We start from the raw sequence: 17,111 nt of genomic DNA on the forward strand, positions 1-17,111 counted from the left end.
ACAGGGGCTAGCCGCCCGGCCGGCCGCCGGCGCCGCGCAGACGGGACTTCTCGCTGGTGGGCACGTAGGTGCGGTAGACCAGCGCCTCCAGCTGCGTGTGGTTCTCTGCCGAGATCAGGCTGCGGGTATGTTGCGGGTCCCAGTGGTGAGGCAGCGCGCTGAGTTCCGGCAGGCCCGCCTGAATGAGCACATAGGCCGATGCGATGGGCGCGACGCGGTCGATCGGCGCGGTGGCCCAGACCTTCTCCCTGTTGATTGCCACCAGCTCGGCGCCGATCACGATCCTCACCGGCATCGAGCCTCCCGTCGCCACGGTAATGAGAGGCACGAGCCAGACCGGCCGCAGCACGTTTGGCCGGCTGATCACCCGACCGACGTCTTCGCCGCCATTGATCTGGTCGGCGACCGCGGTGCCGAGCAGAAACGGGGAGGTCGCCGGCTCACTCATACCCGTGGTGGCCAGCACCGACAGCAGCGCGGTGGACCAGTCGAACCCGGTGCGGGCGAGCCAGCGGGCCGCGCGGCCCACATCTTCCGCGATGCCCCAAGGCAGCCCCGCCCCGCGCGCCGCCTTATAGGCAGTCATCTCGACCTCGTTCATGGAGAGGTCGATCATGCCGGGCGGGCGGGCCAGGGGCGTAGCGCCTTGGCTACCAGGTTCCGTCATCAATGGTCTCATGCAGCTCATCGGGAAAAGGCGCACCCTGGAACAGCCGGATGCGCAGGCTCAGGTTCGAGCGAGGGTCGAAAAAGGCGCCGCCCAGGAAGGAGAGCTTGCAGCGCATCAGGTCGAGCGGCCTGAGGTCGGCGCCGAGAACATTGTCACGGATCTCGCCATAGGGGTGGGCGGGGGCGTTCTGCACCCGGCGGATGACATGGCGGAACTCGGGCCGGTCGAGCGCCAGGCAGCTCACGCGCTCGTCCGCCGATCGCTGTGACAGCTCCTGTTTCAGGCGTGCCACCTCGCGGGCAAAGCCAAGCGGCAGCTCCAGCTCGTCGCCTTCATCGTCACCGCGCCAGCCGAGCCGCGGTTCCAGCTTCTCCTGGGAGGTATACCAGAACCGGGCGGTGGCGTCCGGGTGGTCGAAATCGATGGTCAGAGCCCAGGCATATTGCTCGTCCAGGATGCGCGCCAGCACCTCGCAGCGCATGGCGCCATCGATGCGGCCGAGCTCCTCCTCGTGGTTGGCCATGGCGGCAGATAGATCGTCGACCAGCGCACCGTGGGGCTCGATCAGCAGCGACACCAGGCATTCCTGGCCCTCGAGACTCAGCGCCGCTTCGCCGCGGCGGTAAAGCACATCCCATGGCCGCTCGGTGCCGGCAGTCAGCGCCTCCGTCCAGCTACGCACCAAGGCGAGGTCTTGCCGCAGACGGGCGGTGCGCGCCGCCTGCACCTCGTCATCGGTGCGCCACCAGCTGTATTCCTCGGTTGCGGTGGCAAGGGCCGTCTTGAAATGGTGCAAGGCCGCTGGGTCGAGCCGGTCGATGTCGCGCACCCGGGCAAGCGCTGTTTCCCGCGCCGAGATCCAACGATGCAGCAGGTTGGGATGGCGGACCAGGAAGGGCGCCATGCCGAGCCCGGTGGAATTGCCGATGCCGAGCTGGCGCCTCAGCTTCGGGTCGAGCCGCACCGCCGTGTCCGGCGCGATCATTCTGGCGCAGTGCTCGACGAGATCCACCGTGAAGGCGCGGATCAGCCACACGGTCAGCATCTCGGCCACGAAGGGACCTGAGAATTCGGGCCGGCTGGATACCACCTGCCAATCGGCGATGCCGAACTTGCCGTTGCCATAGACGGCGCTGGTGCGCAGGAGGTAGCCAATCTCGCGGATCGCGGCTTCCTCCGGCTGGCGGCCGGCGGCCAGCGCCTCCAGCACCAGGTCGAACAGCCGCTCGCTCTTGTTGGCCCGGGCCAGCACCAGCTCGCGCTCCGTATAGCGCCGCGCTTCCTGGTAGGGCACGCACTGCTTCAGCCGCTCGAGCTCGGCCTCGTCGGGAATGCCGTCATAGAGCACGTAACAGGTGTCCCAGGCCTGGGCGATGACCCGGTCGATGCGCATCTCCGGCGGGAGATATTGGGAGAAGGCGACCAGGCTGTAGTCGTGTTCTCCGATGCGGACGGCATAGACGGCCCGGCCATAGCCGGATTCATCCATGTCCCATACGACGCGGTTCACGCGCCAACGGTTCTGGCGCGCGCGGCGCACGAGAGTACGGGTGAAGCTCAGGCGGGAGATGTGCATGGAGCCGAGGCGCTCCAGCCGCATCACCAGGTCTGGACTGCGCAAGGGCGTTTTCGTCCGCTGGCCTTCTGTCTCGAGGCGCTGTGCCATGGCTTCCCCGCTCAAGCGTCGAACAGCACCATGTCGTCGCACCGCCAGCCGATGGTGACCGCATCACCCACACCAAGGCCTTCCACCTCGCTATGGTGGAGCCGTGCTTCGAACAGGCCGGCGTCGGTCGCCACCGCAACACGCAGGGCGCCGCCCGGGAATTCGATCGAGCGGATGCTGCCGGCCAGCATGATGTCCGTGGCGGTGCCCGGCTTGACGATGTGGATGTCCTCCGGGCGGATCATTGCCTTGCGCAGGCTTGCGCCATCCGGCTTGTCTTCGGCCACCGGCTTGAGGTCGGCAGTGCAGACGCGCAGGAAGTTGCTGTCGCCCAGGAACGCCGCTACGAACGGATTGCGCGGCGAGCGGTAGATCGCCTGCGGACTGTCGATCTGCTGGATGGCGCCATCGGCCATGATGGCGATACGGTCCGACATGAGCAGCGCCTCTTCCTGGTCATGGGTCACCGAGATGACGGTGAGGCCGAGGCTGCGCTGAATGCGCATGACCTCACGCTGAAGCTGCTCGCGCAGGCGCCGGTCGAGCGCGCCCATGGGCTCGTCCATCAGCAGCACCGGCGGCTCGAACACCAGCGCGCGGGCGAGCGCCACCCGTTGCTGCTGGCCACCGGACAGTTGCGACACCCTGTGGCTGCGCCGGTCGCCCAGCTCGACCAGCTCCAGCACCTTCGAAACCTTCCGTTCGATCTCGGCACGTCCCACGTGCCGCATCTTCAGCGGAAAGGCGATGTTGTCGAACACGTTCATGTGCGGGAACAGGGCGTAGTTCTGGAAGACCACGCCGAGATTGCGCTTCTCCGGTGGCAGCGGGGCAATGTCGCGTCCGCCGAGCAGGATGGTGCCGGCCGTCGGCTCGACGAAGCCGGCAATCATCATCAGCGTGGTGGACTTGCCCGAGCCGCTGGCGCCCAGCAGGGTGAGGAATTCGCCAGCGCTGACGGTGAAGGATATGTCGTCCACCGCCATGGTGTCGCCATAGCGCTTGGAAAGGCCGCGCACCTCGATTTCCGACCCGAGGCGGGTGGTGCCCGGCGCGTTACTCGCAACTCGTGCGGCAGTGCCGCTTGCCGGCCGGTCGGCAGCGGTGGCGAGCGAGGCAGGAGCCCCGGACGAGACGAGTGCCATTTTGCTGCTCATGCGGTTGTTTCTCCCTTCCGGCGCAACATGCCGATCAGCAGCAGCATGATGCAGGACAGGACCACGAAGAGGCTGGAGGCTGCCGCGACGATCGGGTTGATCTCGAAGCGGATGCCGCTCCACATCTGCACCGGCAGCGTGGTGCTGGAGCCGGTGGTGAGGAACAGCGACAGCACGATCTCGCTGAACGAGGTGAGGAAGGCGAACAGCGCTCCGGCCGCCACGCCGGGCCAGATGATCGGCAGGGTCACGTGGTAAAAGGCGCGCCAGGGCGATGCCCCGAGGCTGCGCGCGCTGTGCTCCAGCCGCATGTCCATGCGCTGCAGGGCGGCGACCACATTGATCACCACGAAGGGCAGAGCGATGATCGTGTGGCCCACGACGACGCCGAAAATGCCCTCGCGCAAGCCGGTGCCCGCCAGGAGGCCGTAGAGCGCGACGGCGGTGATGATGGTGGGCACGATGGTGGGCAGCAGAAACACGCTCATCACCAAGCTGCGCATGCGAGGCGCGAGCCGCACGAGGCCGAGCCCGGCCAGCGTGCCGATCACCGTGGCGGAAATCGCCGAGCAGCTCGCCACCAGGAAGCTGTTCACCGTCGCATGCCGCCAGTTCGGCAGGCTGATGAAGGCCTCGTACCACTTGGTGCTCAGCGAGCGCGGCGGGAAGATGATGTAATCCTCGCCGCCAAACGAGGCTGGGATGATGATGATGTTCGGCAGCACCATCATGATCATGACCAGCACCACCAGAACGGTGATGACAATCTGCAGGGGGCGGCGCGGCGTCATGACTGCCCCCAGACCGTGCCGAGCCGGAACCAGCGCACGCCGACCGCATAGAGCACCAGCGTCGCCACCAGCACGATGGTGGAGAGCGCCGCGGCAAAGCCCCAGTTCATGATCCGGTTGATGTTCATCTCGATGAGCTGGGCGATGAAGATGTCGCGGGTGCCGCCGAGAATGGCCGGAATGACGAAGAAGCCGATGCTCATGATGAAGACGAGCAGGGCACCGGCGATCACTCCCGGCAAGGTCATGGGCAGATAGGCCCGCAGGAACACCTGCAGCGGCGGGGCCCCGAGGCTGCGCGCCGCCATGAGCACGCGCTCGTCGATGCGCGCCATGTTGGCGGCCACCGGCAGGATCGCATAGGGCAGCATGGTCTGCACCATGCCGACGAGCACGCCGACGATATTGCCGCTCATCGGGATAGGCGTGCTGACGAGGCCGAGCTTGAGCAGCAGGGCATTCAGCGCCCCTTGCGGGTTGAGCACGATGAGCCAGCCGTAGCAGAGGACCAGCAGGTTGGTCCAGAACGGGATGAGGATCAGCGCGAGCAGCAGAAGCCTAGTCCGGTTGGAGCCCGTCGCCAGCCTATAGGCCACGGGATAGCCAATCAGCGCGCAGAGCACGGCCGTTGCCGCGCTGGTGAGGAAGGTGCGCTGCAGGACCTGCAGATAGACCGGCCGGTCGACGATCCGCATGTAGTGGTCAAACGCGCCGCTGCTTCCCTCAAAGCTCAGGCCGACGAGCCGCAGCACCGGGACCACGAACAGCCCGACCAGCAGGAGGAGGGCGGGCATGAGCAGCAGGGTGGGTGCATGGCGACGGATCAGCACGGCCATGTCGGGAACTCCGATCGGCACGTGCCGGACGCGGCCGGCCGCCGTGGCGGCCGCATCCGGCAGGGCTGCGCGCTCGGGCCGGGCTGGCATATGCGCCCGGTCCTGCCGCAGTGGGCTTACATCAGTCGCCATTCCGTCAAGCGCTCGCTCGCCTTCTCCAGGTTTTCGGCCCACCATTTCTCGTTGGCCATGATGTACTTGCCCTGCTGCTGCGGCCCGCCGGACAGGATCTTGGCCCGCTCAGGCGAAATGAACTTGAAGGCGTCCGGAACCACCGGCCCGTAGGTATATTCGTTGGCGATGGCCGCCTGGCCTTCCGGCGACAAAGCAAAGGCCAGGAACTTCATGGCGTTCTCTCGGTTCTTGGCGCCCTTGGGCACCACCATGGACGACCAGGTCAAAATGCTCTGGTTGTATTGGATCGCCACGGGCGAGCCGTCCTTCACCGCAGCGAGCGCGCGGCCATCGGGCATCATGGACAGTGCCGCCTGGCCATCGGAGATATATTGCTGGGCCTGGGCATTGGTCTCGTAGAAGATGATGTGGTCGCGGATCTCGCTCCACTTGTCCAGCGCGCGGTCGATATCCAAGGGGTAAAGCTTGTCGGGCGCGACGCCGTCGGCCAGCAGTGCCGCTTCCAGGGCGCCCGAATTCGGGTTGGTATAGAAGGCGCGCTTGCCGGGGAACCCTTCCAGGTCGAAGAGCGCCTTATAGTCCTCCGGCACCTTGTTGTTGAGCGCCTTGGTGTTATAGGCCATGAGCCTCGACCACAGCACCTGCGGCACGGAATATTCCGTGACGAAGCCGTCGCCGGACATGATCTTCGACTTGTCGATGATGGAGAAGTCCAGCGGCTCGAGCAGGCCGCGTTCGGCACCGATATACTGGAAGTCCGGATTGGTCTCGACCACGTCCCACTCCGTGGAGCCGCTCTCCACCATGGACTGGAACTTGCCATAGGTGTTGTCCTGAACGGCGACCACCTCGATGCCGGTGGCCTTGGTGAAGGGCGCGAACCACGCCTTCTTGATGGCGGCCTCCCACGAACCGCCCCAGGTCGCATAGACCACCCGGCCCGCTTGCGCGCGCGATGGTCTGATCGCGGGAAGGCCGATCCCGGCCGCGGCAACGCCCGCGCCCGCGGCGCCGAGGAGGAAGTGGCGACGCGAGACGCGGGTTTTGGTGTTCACTCCGTTTGTCATGGTTTTACTCCCCATTTCATCGTTGTGCGGGGCAGCGCCGGCCATGTTCCCGAATGGCCAGACGCCGCACCGTCATGGAGCCGGCTGATCACGCAGCCCGAACGGCAGCCGGCGTGGCTTCCACCACCTCGTCGAACACCTGTCTGTAGAGCCGCAGCCAATTGCCCCCCATGATCGCGGCCGTCTCCGCCTCGGAGAAGCCACGCTTGCGGAGCGCATCGGCAATGACCCCGAAGGTGCGCATCGTCTTGAGCCAGCTCGGCTCCGGCACCTTGCCGGGCCTGGCCGCCGAGCCGGCACCGTAATTGGGGATGCGCGACCAGCGGCCCATGCGCATCCATTCAAGCTCCGGCATGCCGATGTTGCGGCCGTGGTCGGTGCCGATGGCGATGTGGTCGGTGCCGGCCACATCCGCGGCGTAAGCGGCGATTTCCGACCATTTCTCGGCGCTTTCCGTGTAATCGCCACAGATATTGGCATAGGTGGCGAGCCCGATCACCCCGCCCTTCGCCGCGAGCTCCTTGATCAGCACGTTCGATTTGTTGCGCACGTGGGGGATGAGATCCGACGGGTTGGCGTGGGTGACCGCCACCGGCTTTTCGGAAACCGCGATCACGTCGCGGCAGGTGCGCTCGCCCACATGGGACAAGTCGATGAGGATGCCCACGCGGTTCAGCTCGGCCACCATCTCACGGCCGAACCGGCTGATGCCGCTGTCGTTCGGTTCATAGCAGCTGCCGCCATATTCGTTCTGGTTGTTGTAGGTGAGCTGCATGACGCGCACGCCCATGTCGGCGAACAGCTCGGCATAGCGGATGCGGCCGCTGAGCGGTGTGGTGTTCTGGTAGCCGACGAGCAGGGCGCAGCGGCCGGATGCGACGATCGCCTCGATCTCGGCGGCGGTGCGGGCGATCGCCACCAGGTCGGAATTGGCTCGGACGAGATCGCGGAAGCGGCCCAGCGCATCGAGCGATTCCATCGTGTCTTCCCAGAAGCCGAGGCAGGTCGTGATGCAGCTCATCCGGCCGTCGCGCAGTTCTTCGAAGACTGCCCTGTCAAACTTGCTGCAATTCAACCCGTCGATAAGCAACATCGCCTTCTCCGTACCTCGGCCGTTCGAACCATGCTGAGCTTGCCGCCCCGGCTACCCTTGTGAGAGCGAGCGGGAGCCATGGTGACGCGCATGCCGATTAAATCAATCGCGTAATTTTTAATGCTCTTTCAGTTTTTCTGAAATTCACCTCCCGACGAGATCGAGCACGCGGTTCCACTGCATCGCCAGGTTCAGCACCGGCTGGCGAAGCCCATGGAAGGGGATCGGCCGAATTGGGGTTACGGGTATGGCGCCGCTGTCCGGCTGGCCCGTCATGGTGCGCGCGAGCCATGCGCCGGCCCGGTTGGACAGCGCGACGCCGCGCCCGTTGAAGCCCAGCAGCACGTGCAGACCGGGCGCCGGGCGGTGATAATGGGGCAGATAGTCGAAGGTGATGCAGACGAGGCCGGTCCAGCGGTGCACGATCGGCACGCCGGCAAGCTGCGGGAAGATGCCGGTGAGCACCTGCTCCAGCACGGAATAGTCCGCCCGAGCGCCCCCTATGCCACGTTCGGAGGTGAAGGAAGCGCGACCCCCGATCACCACCCGGTTCTCCCAGGTCTTGCGGAAATAAAGGATCAGCCTGCGGCTGTCATAGACGGTGTGATATCCCGGCAGGATCTCGGCATTGAGCGCATCCGGAATTGGGGCTGTAGCGATCTGGAAACTGTTCACCGGCAGCAGGGATTCGGCGAGGCCCGGGATCAGTCCATCCGTATAGCCGTTGGTGGCCACTACCACCTCGCGGGCCTGCACGGCACCGCCGGCCGTCTCCACCCGCCAACCGCCATTTCGCTCCGTAAGCGCGGTGACGCGGCTGTGTGAATGCACCGTGGCGCCCGCCTTTTGCGCCGCCCGTGCCAATTCGCGGGCGAGATCGAGCGGATGCACGCGGCCGCCACGCGGATCTATGGTGCCGCCGATATAGGCACGGGTGCCGACGCGCCGGAACACGGCCTCGCGATCGGGCAGCCGCTCGACGGCTATGCCGCTACGCTCCAGCTGGTCGGTCGCCGCCTGCATGGCGTGGAGCGCCCGCCGATTGTGGGCGAGCCGGACCAGTCCGTTACGGGCAAAGCGGCAGTTCAGTCCGAGGCGCGCGATGAGCGCAGCCAGGAAATCCGGCGCCTCCTGCCCAAGCCTGTAAAAGGCACTGCCCGCGTCGTTCCCGAATTTCAGCTGAAGGGCGGCTTCATCGAGCTTGAGACCGGGATTGACCTGCCCGCCATTACGGCCGCTGGCACCGAAGCCGATGGTTTCGGCTTCGAGCACGACGACCTTGCGGCCGGCCTCGGCCAGGTGCAGGGCTGCCGACAGGCCGGTAAAGCCGCCGCCGATAACGGCGACATCCGCAGAAACTTCACCGGCAAGCGGTACCGTGGCGAGCGGCGGAGTGGCAGCCGACGCGGCCCATAGGCTGTCGACCGTGGCTTCGCCCTCCGACCCGTTCACCGACTGTGCCTGCCATGCCGCGGCCATCGCATTCCGTCCCGGGCGCTACCAGTAACGCTTCACCGCATCGGTGATGAGCTCGGCGCCGTCATCGGTCACCACCACCGTCTCCTCGAAGTCGCCGAGATAGCCGTCGCGAGACAAGGTGCGCTCGAAGCACAGCACCATGCCCGGCACGATGGGCGTTGGTTCGCCGATGGTCAGCCACGGGGAGTCCCAGCCGAGCCCGACCCCATGACCGAGCCCCGAGAACACGCTTTTGAGCTCGAAGCCGAGTGCCTGCTGCCGGCCCAGGCCGGCCTGGGCGAGATCGCCGGCAGTGGCGCCGGGTTTCACCGCCGCGATGCCGGCCTCGATGCAGCCGATAGCCGCTTCGAACAGCTCGACCTGCGTCTTGGTTGCCGGGCCGACCGAGCGCGCGCGGGCGAGATCGAAGACATAGCCGCCATAGACGCCGGAGATGCCGAAGCGGATCCAGTCGCCGGCCTCCAGCCGGTCCGGCGCGCCCCAGGTGGGAAAGCTGCGGCGCACCACCTTGGGGTTTTCGCCGCCGCGGCCGGAGGCCATGAAGGAGTTGTAGAGAATGCCGCCCTCGGGAACGATGGTCTGCAAGCCGGCCGCCACGATCTCGCCGTGGGTAACGCCCGGCGCGACCGCCGCCATCATGGCGTCCATCATGCGCGAGCCCAGCCGGGAGGCATGGCGGAGCATCTCGATCTCGGCAGCCGATTTCACCGCGCGCAGGCCGGCAATGAGGTGGTCGGCGCTCGACACGCTCATGCCCGGCAGCGCCGCCGTGATCCTGCGGAAATAGCTGGTCGGCAGAACGTCCTCGCCGACGAGCCCCACCTTCCCCCTGTCCAGGCCGGCATCCTTCAACGCCTGCATGGCGGCCTCGATGACGAGGTCGGTATAGATGACCTCGCCGTCGTGGAGCCGGATCGAGCCGTCGTCGGGGATGTCGGTGATGAGCCGTGGCCTGCCGCCACAGGGCAGCACCAGGAAGGTATGGGCCCTGCCGCTCCAAGCGCCCTCATGATCAGGGGTGTAGGGAAAGGAGGTGTAGAAATTGGTGAGGTACATCACGTCTGCATAGCGGTCGACGGTACCGCCGCCGCGGGAGCAGACGAGGAGTCCGTCCAGGCCGGCGTCCTTCGCCCGCTCGGTCAGCCGCCGGCGACGCTCAGGGAACTCTTCGGCCGGAATGCTGGGCTTGGCTTTGGACATCCTGTTCCTCCCTGCTCGGCAATGGCGTGACGGCAGCGCCAGGTCGGGCGCGCGGGTGATCGCCTGGCCGGACCAATAAGACCTTTTCTCTGCCTTGGTTCAGCCTCTTTGATCGAAGCACGTCAGACAGCTTGAGTAAAGCGCAATTTTCCGGCACTATGCATAGGACCAAATTGGACTGATTGGTATGGAAGAAGAAAGAGCTGGTGAGCGCGCTTATAAATTCACTATGGAGGGAAGCTCGGCGGCTGCCATGATCACGCCGGTGCTCAATCGTGGTGACTTGATGAGCCAGCTGCGGCAGCTGCTGCAGCAGGGGCGCCTGCGTCCGGGAGACCGCCTGCCCAATGAGCGGGACCTTGCGGAGGCAAGCGGGCTGTCGCGCTCGACCGTGCGGGAAGTGCTTGGCGAGCTGGAGCGTGCGGGGCTGCTGTCGCGCCATGTGGGCCGCGGAACCTATGTCACCGCCATGGCCGCCGCCCGAGAGCAGGCGGGCAACAGCTTGGGCGAGGAGGCGGTGTCGCCTGGCGAGCTCATGGCCTTCCGTGCGGCGGTCGAGCCCACCCTGATCGAGCTGATCGTCTTGCATGCGGCCGACACCCAGCTTGCCGAGCTGCAAGCCTGCGTCGCCTCCGGCCGCGGCGCCTCGAGTTGGCAGGAGGCGGAACAGGCCGATCGCCGCTTCCACGAGCTGCTCTATGAGGCCACCAACAACCGACTGTTTCGGCAGCTCGGCCGGCGCGTCTCGTCGGTCCGCGGGGAACAGGCGTGGATGAAGCTCAAGGAGCGCAGCTACACGCCGGAAAAGTGGGCGGGCTATCAGAGCGAGCACGAGGAGATCGCGGAAGCCCTGATCCATCGCGATCTGGTCGTCGCGCGCAGCCGGCTGCGCGATCACCTGACCGGCGTGCGCAGCCGGACGAGCATCGCGCTTGGCGATGTCTGAGCGCGCTACACCGCGTCCACGAGGGCCGGCCGGCCCCTGATCATGTCCGCGGCCTTCTCCGCGATCATGATGACGGCGGCATTGGTATTGCCGCCGATCAAGTCTGGCATGACCGAGGCATCCACCACCCGCAAGGCCTCGATGCCGAACACCCGCAAGGCGCCATCCACCACGGCCAGGTCATCGGTAGCAGGGCCCATCTTGCAGGTGCCGACAGGGTGGTGGACGGTGATTCCGGTCGCGCGGATATGCTCGTCGAGGGCGCCGTCATCCACGCGATCGCGTGGCGGACCGGCCTGGCAGGCGATGAAAGGCTGGAGCGACCGCTGCCGGCCGATCTCCTCCGCCAGCTGCACGCCCGTGCGCATCACCCGCCAATCCTGATCGGTGGCCAGGAAGTTCTGCACGATGCGCACCGGCACTCTGGGATCGGCTGATGCAAGCTGCAGCCGGCCGCGGCTCTCGGGCCGCAGCAGCGCGGCGCGGATGGCGAAGCCGTCGGTGAATCCGCGGAACAGGTACGGCCGTGCGGTCATCGGCCCGGCGATGAAGATGATCTGCACGTCCGGTATGTCGTGCGCATACCGGCTTTTGAGGAAGGCCATGCCCCCGGCCGGCAGATCCGTGGCGATCCCCTTGCCGCGGAAATAGCAGTTGGCCAGCTCGCGCCCGATCCGGTCGCACCGCATGGCATGGTGCAGCGGCCCCGGCTCCCGCCGCACGAAAATGGCGGGAGCGGACATGTGGTCCTGCAGGTTTCGGCCGACGCCGCGCAGCGGCGCCACGACCTCGATGCCGACGCCGCGCAGCATGTCGGGATCGCCGATGCCCGACAGCATCAGCAAATGCGGCGTGTTGATTACGCCTCCGCACAGGATCACCTCGCGCTCTGCACGAGCCATCTGCTTGCGGCCGCGACACACATATTCGATGCCCTTCGCCCGCCCGCCTTCGATCACGATGCGGGTGGCCAAAGCCCGGGTGACCACGCGCAGATTGGGGCGCGACAGGGTGGGCCGCAGATAGGCCACCGCCGCGCTGCAGCGGCGGCCCTTGCGGATGGTCGATTGCCAGCGGCCGAACCCTTCCTGCTCGGCCCCGTTATAATCCTCCGTCCACGGCTGCCCCATCTCCTGCCCCGCCGCCGCGAAGGCATCGCACAGGGGATCGTCATAGCGGCTGAACCGGGTCGACAGCGGGCCATCGCCGCCGCGATAGCGGTTTGCGCCGCCCTCCCAGGTTTCCTGGCGGCGGAAATAGGGGAGCACGTGGGCGTAGGACCATTCGGGAAGCCCCGAGTCTGCCCATCGGTCGTAGTCGGCGCGGTGGCCGCGCACATAGGCCATGGCGCTGATGGACGACGAGCCGCCGATCACCTTGCCGCGCGCGCATTCGATGGGGCGCCCGCCCATGGCCGGCTCGGGCTCCGAGAAATACATCCAGTCGTGCTTGCGGTTGAGCAGCAGCCGCGGCCAGCCGAGGGGGATGTGGATCCACGGGTCGTAATCCCACCCGCCCGCCTCCAGCAACAGCACCCGCTCGCCGTCCTCCGACAAGCGGTTGGCGAGCGTGCATCCGGCCGAACCGGCGCCGACGATGACGTAGTCGAACTCCGCCATGGCGCCGCCTACCCGTCCTCAGCGGAGCGTCAAGCCGCCGTCGACGACCAGGTTATGGCCGGTGATGTAGAAGGAGTCGTCGGAGGCGAGGAACAGCGCCGCCTTGCCGATGCTGTCCGCTTCGGCGAGGAAGCCGAGCGGTACCATCTTGATGAACTCATCCGCGGTCTCGGCGCTGGTCTGGCGGGCGCGCTGGGTCATTTCGGTGTTGTGGAAGCCCGGCGAGATCGCATTGCTGCGGATGCCGTATTTCCCATATTGCCGGGCCAGGCTGCGGGTGAGCCCGAGCAGCGCCGCCTTGCTGGCGATATAGTCGGCGTTGCCCCGGCCGATGAAGGCGGCAACCGAGGCGATGTTGATGATGTTGCCCTTGTTCTGGGCCGTCATGACATCGAGCGCCGCCTTGCAGCAATTGAAGACGCCGGTGAGGTTGACGCTGATGGTGGCGTCCCAGGTCTCGCGGTCGAGCTCTTCCCAGGTCTTCAGCGGATTGAGCCCGGCATTGTTGACCAGGATGTCGAGGCGGCCGAACCGGTCGCGAATGCCGGCTACCAGAGCCGCCACCTCGTCGGTCTTGGTGACATCGGCCTGCATGGCCACCGCCTCGCGGCCAGCCGCCTTGAGCTCCCTCACCAGGCCCTCCGCCGCTTCCGCCTCGAGCGGCCAGGGATAATTGACCACCGAGATCGCCCCTTCCGCCGCCAGCTCCCGCACGATGGCGGCGCCCAGTCCGCGTTGGCCGCCGGTGACCAGCGCTACCCTGCCGTCGAGCTTTCCCATGGCCGTCCCTTGCTCCCTACACCTCAGCCGGACAGAAAACTCCGCACCGCGTCGGAGAACATGTCCGGCTGATCGAGATTGGAAATGTGCCCGGCGCCTGGCAGCGTGATGAAGCGGGCGTTCCTGAGCTCCGACTGCATCGGGCGCATGGCCTCGGGCACGACCCCGTCCTTCTCGCCCACGATAAGCAGCACCGGGTGCGGCACACTGCCGGCCTGAGCGCGGAAATCATGCTGGGCGAGGGCGGCCGCGCAGCCAATGAAGCCGTTGACCGGCGTCGCCAGGATCATCTGGCGGACCTTCTGCAGCTGCGGCGGATTGGCGGCGATCGCCTCCGGCGGGTACCAGCGCGCGAGTGTCGAATCGACGAGGCCCGCCATTCCCTGCGCCTTGGCGATGGCAATCCGCTCCTCCCATTGCTGGGCCGCGGCCGCATTGGAAATGCAAGGGGTGTCGCAGATGATCACCCGGTCCAGCCGCTCCGGATGGCGCTGCGCCAGCCCCATGGCCGTGACGCCGCCCATGGAGATGCCGCAGACATGGGCGCGGGCGATGCCGAGTTCGTCCATCAGCGCCACTACGTCTGCGATCAGCAGGTCGAAATCGTAGCGGCCTTCCGGCGCGTCGGTCTTGCCATGGCCGCGCTGGTCATAGCGCAGCACCCGAAACTGCTGGCCGAGCGCTTCGGCCTGCGGGTCCCACATGGAGAGATCCGTGGCGAGCGAGTTGCTGAGGATCAGCCATGGTGCCCCTTCGGGCCCATCGATGCGACAATTGAAGGTGATGCCATTCGCCTTGACCTGCATGCATTCCGCCCCTGCTCGGCTAGCCAGCGTGCTTTGCCTCCTCGGCCGGCCGGGAGACCGCGATGGCCCCGGCGCTCACCAGATCGGCAAGCTCGCTGTCGGTTAATCCCAGCGTGTGGCGTAGCACATCCATGGTGTTCTCGCCCAGGGCGGGCGGATAGAGATCTTGGGTCCGCCGCGCTTCGGCAAAGACCATGGGATTGCCCATGACCCGCGCGCTCCGCCCATCATCCGCCTGCAGGCTCATGACCATGGCCCGATGCTGGATTTGTGGATCCACCATCACCCGGTCGAGGGTATTGACCACCCCCACCGGGATCGACTCCGCTTCCAGCAGCGGCACCCATTCCGCGGCCGTGTGCTTGAGGAAGGCTTTCTCGAGCATTGGCCACAGCGCGAACCGGTTCTGGTAGCGCTCGCGGTTCGTCTTGAACTTCGGGTCGTCGGCCAGGTGAGCCAGATCCAGCGCGCGGCACAAGCCCTGCCACATCCGCTCGGTATTGGCGGTGATGACGATTTCCGAGCCGTCGGCTGTGACGAAGCCGCGATAGGTTGGGATGGAATCGTGCGCGCTGCCCTGGCGCGCCGGTACCTGGCCGGAGTGCAGGTAATAGGCCCCCTGGTAGCACAGCATCGCCGCCTGGCAGTCGAGCATGGAAATATCGATGGTGTCGCCCTTGCCGGTCGCCATGCGCCGATAGAGCGCCGCCAGGATGGCGCTGGCCGCATACATGCCCGCAGCAAGGTCCCCGATCGGTATGCCGGCGCGCACGGCGGGGCGGCCCGGCTCGCCGGTGAGGCTCATGCCGCCGGACAGGGCCTGCACGATCATGTCATAGGCCGGCTTGTCGCGATACGGTCCATCCTGGCCGAAGCCGGAAATGGAGCACCAGATCAGGCTCGGGCGCTCGGCCCTCAGCTCGCTGCCTTTTAGGCCCAGCCGGTCGAGCACGCCGGGGCGGAAGTTCTCCACCACCACGTCGCTGGCGAGCGCGAGCTTCCGCACGAGGTCCAGCCCGGCCGGCGTCTTGATATCGATCGCGACGCTCTGCTTATTCCTGTTGATGGAGACGTAATAGACGCTGTCCTCGCCGATGAAATGGGGCGGAATATGTCGCGAGGAATCACCGTGGGGCGGCTCCAGCTTGATGACCTCCGCGCCGAGATCCGCCAGCATCTGCGTGCCATAGGGCCCCGACAGGAACTGGGTGAGGTCGAGCACGCGCAACCCGGCGAGGGGCGGGGATGGACGATCGCTTATGGCCGTCATCTCCTGCTGCGTCTCCATCGCCTTCACCGGGCCAGAATGTGGATGGCGCAGGCCCCGTGGTCGAAGCCGGAGATGCCGCCGCCCGTAGCGTGCGTCAGCCCGAGCCGTGCCCCGTCCACCTGGCGCTCGCCGGCCTCCCCGCGCAGCTGGCGCACGATCTCCACCACCTGCGCCGCCCCGGTTGCGCCGACCGGGTGACCTTTGGCGAGCAGCCCGCCCGAGGGATTGACCACGATCTTGCCGCCGAAAGTGGTCGCGCCGCTCTCGATGAAGGCGCCCGCCTCGCCGCGGCCGCAGAGGCCGAAGGCCTCGTAATAGAGCAGCTCGGCGATGCTGAAGGCGTCATGCACCTCGGCCACGTCGAGATCCTCTGGCCCGACGCCGGCATGCTCATAGGCTTTCTTGGCGCCGCGCACGGTGATCTCCGGAATGGTCATGTCGCGAAAGCCGGTCATGAATTTGCCCGACGTGAGGTCGGATGCGAGCACGTGGATAGGGTCGCTGCGGAACTCCCGGGCAATGGCGGTTGCGCACAAGACGATTGCGGCCGCGCCGTCGCCGGTCGGGCAGCACTGCAGCAGGGTGAAGGGATCGGCGATGGGGCGCGAGTCTAGCACCTCGCCCAGGGTGACAGGCTTGCGCATCTGCGCGTCCGGGTTCATGGCGCCGTGCTTGCGGTTCTTCACCGAGACGAGCGCCAGCTGCTCCCGTGTCAGGCCGAAATCGTGCATGTAGCGCTGGGCGCGCATGGCATAAAGCGCCGGCATGGAGAGACCGAGGCGAACCTCCCAATCCTCCTCCTCCAGCGGCAGCGTGCCGCCGCCGAATTTGGTGAGCTTCTCGACCCCGATCACGAGAACCACGTCATATTGGCCCGCCTCGATGGCCATCACCCCCTGCCGGAACGCGCTGGAGCTGGACGAGCAGGCATTCTCCACATTGGTGATGGGCAGGCCGGTGAGCCCCAAGCGGCCGAGCACCCGTTGCCCCGACATCATCCCGCCCAGCGCGGTGCCGCAATAGGCCCCCTCGAGGCGCCGCGGCTCCAGCCCCGCATCGGCAATCGCCGCCTTCACCGCGGGCCAGCCCAGATCCGCCAGCTTGCGCTCGGGATATTTGCCGAACGGGATCATGCCGACCCCAATGACGGAGACGCCCCGCATCATGCTCGCTCCACCGGCTGGAAAACGAAGCTCATGATCGGCATGCCGTCCGCGTCGCGGCCGAGCTCGCCGGAGGCCAGCTGAACCGTGTCGCCGATCCTGAGCCCTTCGCCGCGCAAATGGCTGAACACGCGCACCCCGTTCGGCAGGTCGACATAGCCGACCATGAACGGCTTGTGCCAATGGGCCGGCCCCACATGGGCCGTGGTGAAGGCATAGACAATGCCCTCGCGCGGCAGCTCCAGGGGCCGCATGTCCTCGCTCATGCAGGCCGGGCAGACGGGCGCGCGCGGGAACATCTGACCGCCGCAATGGCCGCACTCGCCGCCGATGAGCACCGGTCGCCCGTCGCTGCCCCGGGCGATGGCATCCCCGGCCAGCGACTGGATTGCGGTTTCCTCGGCGGTTTGCACATTCATGGCGGGCACTGCAA

The 17,111-nt window shown here is 66.6% G+C and carries 16 protein-coding genes; 1 reads left to right on the forward strand and 15 read right to left on the reverse strand.

Annotated features, from left to right (window positions below; all coding sequences use genetic code 11):
• Positions 1-7: 7 nt before the first annotated feature.
• The 9 genes from E4P09_RS07870 to E4P09_RS07910 all read right to left on the reverse strand — a co-directional run bounded on the left by E4P09_RS07870 (position 8) and on the right by E4P09_RS07910 (position 10,094).
• Complete coding sequence (locus E4P09_RS07870; protein ID WP_170984285.1) at positions 8-667, reverse strand: DUF3726 domain-containing protein; 660 nt, start codon at positions 665-667, stop codon at positions 8-10.
• The gene (locus E4P09_RS07875; protein ID WP_137388946.1) at positions 651-2,336 is read right to left on the reverse strand and encodes a hypothetical protein; all 1,686 of its coding nucleotides are present in this window, start codon (positions 2,334-2,336) and stop codon (positions 651-653) included. The genes E4P09_RS07870 and E4P09_RS07875 overlap by 17 nt, the downstream gene beginning before the upstream one ends.
• 11 nt (positions 2,337-2,347) lie before the next feature.
• Positions 2,348-3,493, reverse strand: a complete 1,146-nt coding sequence (locus E4P09_RS07880; protein ID WP_239025054.1) for an ABC transporter ATP-binding protein — start codon at positions 3,491-3,493, stop codon at positions 2,348-2,350.
• A complete protein-coding gene (locus tag E4P09_RS07885) occupies positions 3,490-4,284 on the reverse strand; it encodes an ABC transporter permease (protein WP_137388947.1) in 795 nt (264 codons plus the stop codon). The genes E4P09_RS07880 and E4P09_RS07885 overlap by 4 nt, the downstream gene beginning before the upstream one ends.
• Positions 4,281-5,252 carry an ABC transporter permease gene (locus E4P09_RS07890; protein WP_170984286.1) on the reverse strand — a complete coding sequence of 324 codons (972 nt, stop codon included), beginning with the start codon at positions 5,250-5,252 and terminating at the stop codon, positions 4,281-4,283. Before E4P09_RS07890 ends, E4P09_RS07885 begins: the two co-directional genes overlap by 4 nt.
• Entirely contained in the window at positions 5,237-6,322 is a 1,086-nt protein-coding gene (locus E4P09_RS07895) for an ABC transporter substrate-binding protein (protein WP_170984322.1), read from the reverse strand. The genes E4P09_RS07890 and E4P09_RS07895 overlap by 16 nt, the downstream gene beginning before the upstream one ends.
• 88 nt (positions 6,323-6,410) lie before the next feature.
• Positions 6,411-7,415, reverse strand: a complete 1,005-nt coding sequence (locus tag E4P09_RS07900) for a dipeptidase (protein ID WP_239025055.1) — start codon at positions 7,413-7,415, stop codon at positions 6,411-6,413.
• Positions 7,416-7,559: 144 nt separating this feature from the next.
• Positions 7,560-8,894 carry an NAD(P)/FAD-dependent oxidoreductase gene (locus tag E4P09_RS07905; protein ID WP_137388950.1) on the reverse strand — a complete coding sequence of 445 codons (1,335 nt, stop codon included), beginning with the start codon at positions 8,892-8,894 and terminating at the stop codon, positions 7,560-7,562.
• A gap of 18 nt (positions 8,895-8,912) precedes the next feature.
• Positions 8,913-10,094, reverse strand: a complete 1,182-nt coding sequence (locus E4P09_RS07910; RefSeq protein ID WP_137388951.1) for a M24 family metallopeptidase — start codon at positions 10,092-10,094, stop codon at positions 8,913-8,915.
• 253 nt (positions 10,095-10,347) lie between these two features.
• Here E4P09_RS07910 and E4P09_RS07915 point away from each other — a divergent pair, with 253 nt between their 5' ends.
• Positions 10,348-11,040, forward strand: coding sequence for a FadR/GntR family transcriptional regulator (locus E4P09_RS07915; protein ID WP_170984287.1), 693 nt, complete (start codon positions 10,348-10,350; stop codon positions 11,038-11,040).
• A 5-nt stretch (positions 11,041-11,045) separates the two neighbouring features.
• Here the strand turns inward: E4P09_RS07915 and E4P09_RS07920 are convergent, their stop codons facing one another.
• From E4P09_RS07920 to E4P09_RS07945, 6 genes are read right to left on the reverse strand one after another with little or no spacing between them, the layout of a single operon-like run.
• Positions 11,046-12,659 (reverse strand): GMC family oxidoreductase, encoded by a 1,614-nt coding sequence (locus E4P09_RS07920; RefSeq protein WP_137388953.1) that lies wholly within the window; start codon positions 12,657-12,659, stop codon positions 11,046-11,048.
• Positions 12,660-12,677: 18 nt separating this feature from the next.
• Positions 12,678-13,439, reverse strand: a complete 762-nt coding sequence (locus E4P09_RS07925; protein ID WP_137388954.1) for an SDR family NAD(P)-dependent oxidoreductase — start codon at positions 13,437-13,439, stop codon at positions 12,678-12,680.
• Positions 13,440-13,462: 23 nt separating this feature from the next.
• Complete coding sequence (gene pcaD / locus E4P09_RS07930; RefSeq protein WP_137388955.1) at positions 13,463-14,245, reverse strand: 3-oxoadipate enol-lactonase; 783 nt, start codon at positions 14,243-14,245, stop codon at positions 13,463-13,465.
• 19 nt (positions 14,246-14,264) lie between these two features.
• Positions 14,265-15,533: a CaiB/BaiF CoA transferase family protein gene (locus E4P09_RS07935; RefSeq protein WP_205042037.1), complete on the reverse strand. Its 1,269-nt coding sequence runs from the start codon at positions 15,531-15,533 to the stop codon at positions 14,265-14,267.
• Positions 15,534-15,538: 5 nt separating this feature from the next.
• The gene (locus tag E4P09_RS07940) at positions 15,539-16,681 is read right to left on the reverse strand and encodes a thiolase family protein (protein ID WP_205042038.1); all 1,143 of its coding nucleotides are present in this window, start codon (positions 16,679-16,681) and stop codon (positions 15,539-15,541) included.
• A complete protein-coding gene (locus E4P09_RS07945) occupies positions 16,678-17,097 on the reverse strand; it encodes a Zn-ribbon domain-containing OB-fold protein (RefSeq protein WP_170984288.1) in 420 nt (139 codons plus the stop codon). Before E4P09_RS07945 ends, E4P09_RS07940 begins: the two co-directional genes overlap by 4 nt.
• Between the last annotated feature and the right edge of the window lie 14 nt (positions 17,098-17,111).

It is taken from the genome of Rhodoligotrophos defluvii, assembly GCF_005281615.1.
Taxonomy (GTDB): domain Bacteria; phylum Pseudomonadota; class Alphaproteobacteria; order Rhizobiales; family Im1; genus Rhodoligotrophos; species Rhodoligotrophos defluvii.

Coding starts and splice junctions, on each gene's coding strand:
- E4P09_RS07870 (WP_170984285.1), bottom strand. CDS start 667: ATGACGGAACCTGGTAGCCAAGGCGCTACGCCCCTGGCCCGCCCGCCC.
- E4P09_RS07875 (WP_137388946.1), bottom strand. CDS start 2,336: ATGGCACAGCGCCTCGAGACAGAAGGCCAGCGGACGAAAACGCCCTTG.
- E4P09_RS07880 (WP_239025054.1), bottom strand. CDS start 3,493: ATGAGCAGCAAAATGGCACTCGTCTCGTCCGGGGCTCCTGCCTCGCTC.
- E4P09_RS07885 (WP_137388947.1), bottom strand. CDS start 4,284: ATGACGCCGCGCCGCCCCCTGCAGATTGTCATCACCGTTCTGGTGGTG.
- E4P09_RS07890 (WP_170984286.1), bottom strand. CDS start 5,252: ATGGCGACTGATGTAAGCCCACTGCGGCAGGACCGGGCGCATATGCCA.
- E4P09_RS07895 (WP_170984322.1), bottom strand. CDS start 6,322: ATGACAAACGGAGTGAACACCAAAACCCGCGTCTCGCGTCGCCACTTC.
- E4P09_RS07900 (WP_239025055.1), bottom strand. CDS start 7,415: ATGTTGCTTATCGACGGGTTGAATTGCAGCAAGTTTGACAGGGCAGTC.
- E4P09_RS07905 (WP_137388950.1), bottom strand. CDS start 8,894: ATGGCCGCGGCATGGCAGGCACAGTCGGTGAACGGGTCGGAGGGCGAA.
- E4P09_RS07910 (WP_137388951.1), bottom strand. CDS start 10,094: ATGTCCAAAGCCAAGCCCAGCATTCCGGCCGAAGAGTTCCCTGAGCGT.
- E4P09_RS07915 (WP_170984287.1), top strand. CDS start 10,348: ATGATCACGCCGGTGCTCAATCGTGGTGACTTGATGAGCCAGCTGCGG.
- E4P09_RS07920 (WP_137388953.1), bottom strand. CDS start 12,659: ATGGCGGAGTTCGACTACGTCATCGTCGGCGCCGGTTCGGCCGGATGC.
- E4P09_RS07925 (WP_137388954.1), bottom strand. CDS start 13,439: ATGGGAAAGCTCGACGGCAGGGTAGCGCTGGTCACCGGCGGCCAACGC.
- pcaD (WP_137388955.1), bottom strand. CDS start 14,245: ATGCAGGTCAAGGCGAATGGCATCACCTTCAATTGTCGCATCGATGGG.
- E4P09_RS07935 (WP_205042037.1), bottom strand. CDS start 15,533: ATGGAGACGCAGCAGGAGATGACGGCCATAAGCGATCGTCCATCCCCG.
- E4P09_RS07940 (WP_205042038.1), bottom strand. CDS start 16,681: ATGATGCGGGGCGTCTCCGTCATTGGGGTCGGCATGATCCCGTTCGGC.
- E4P09_RS07945 (WP_170984288.1), bottom strand. CDS start 17,097: ATGAATGTGCAAACCGCCGAGGAAACCGCAATCCAGTCGCTGGCCGGG.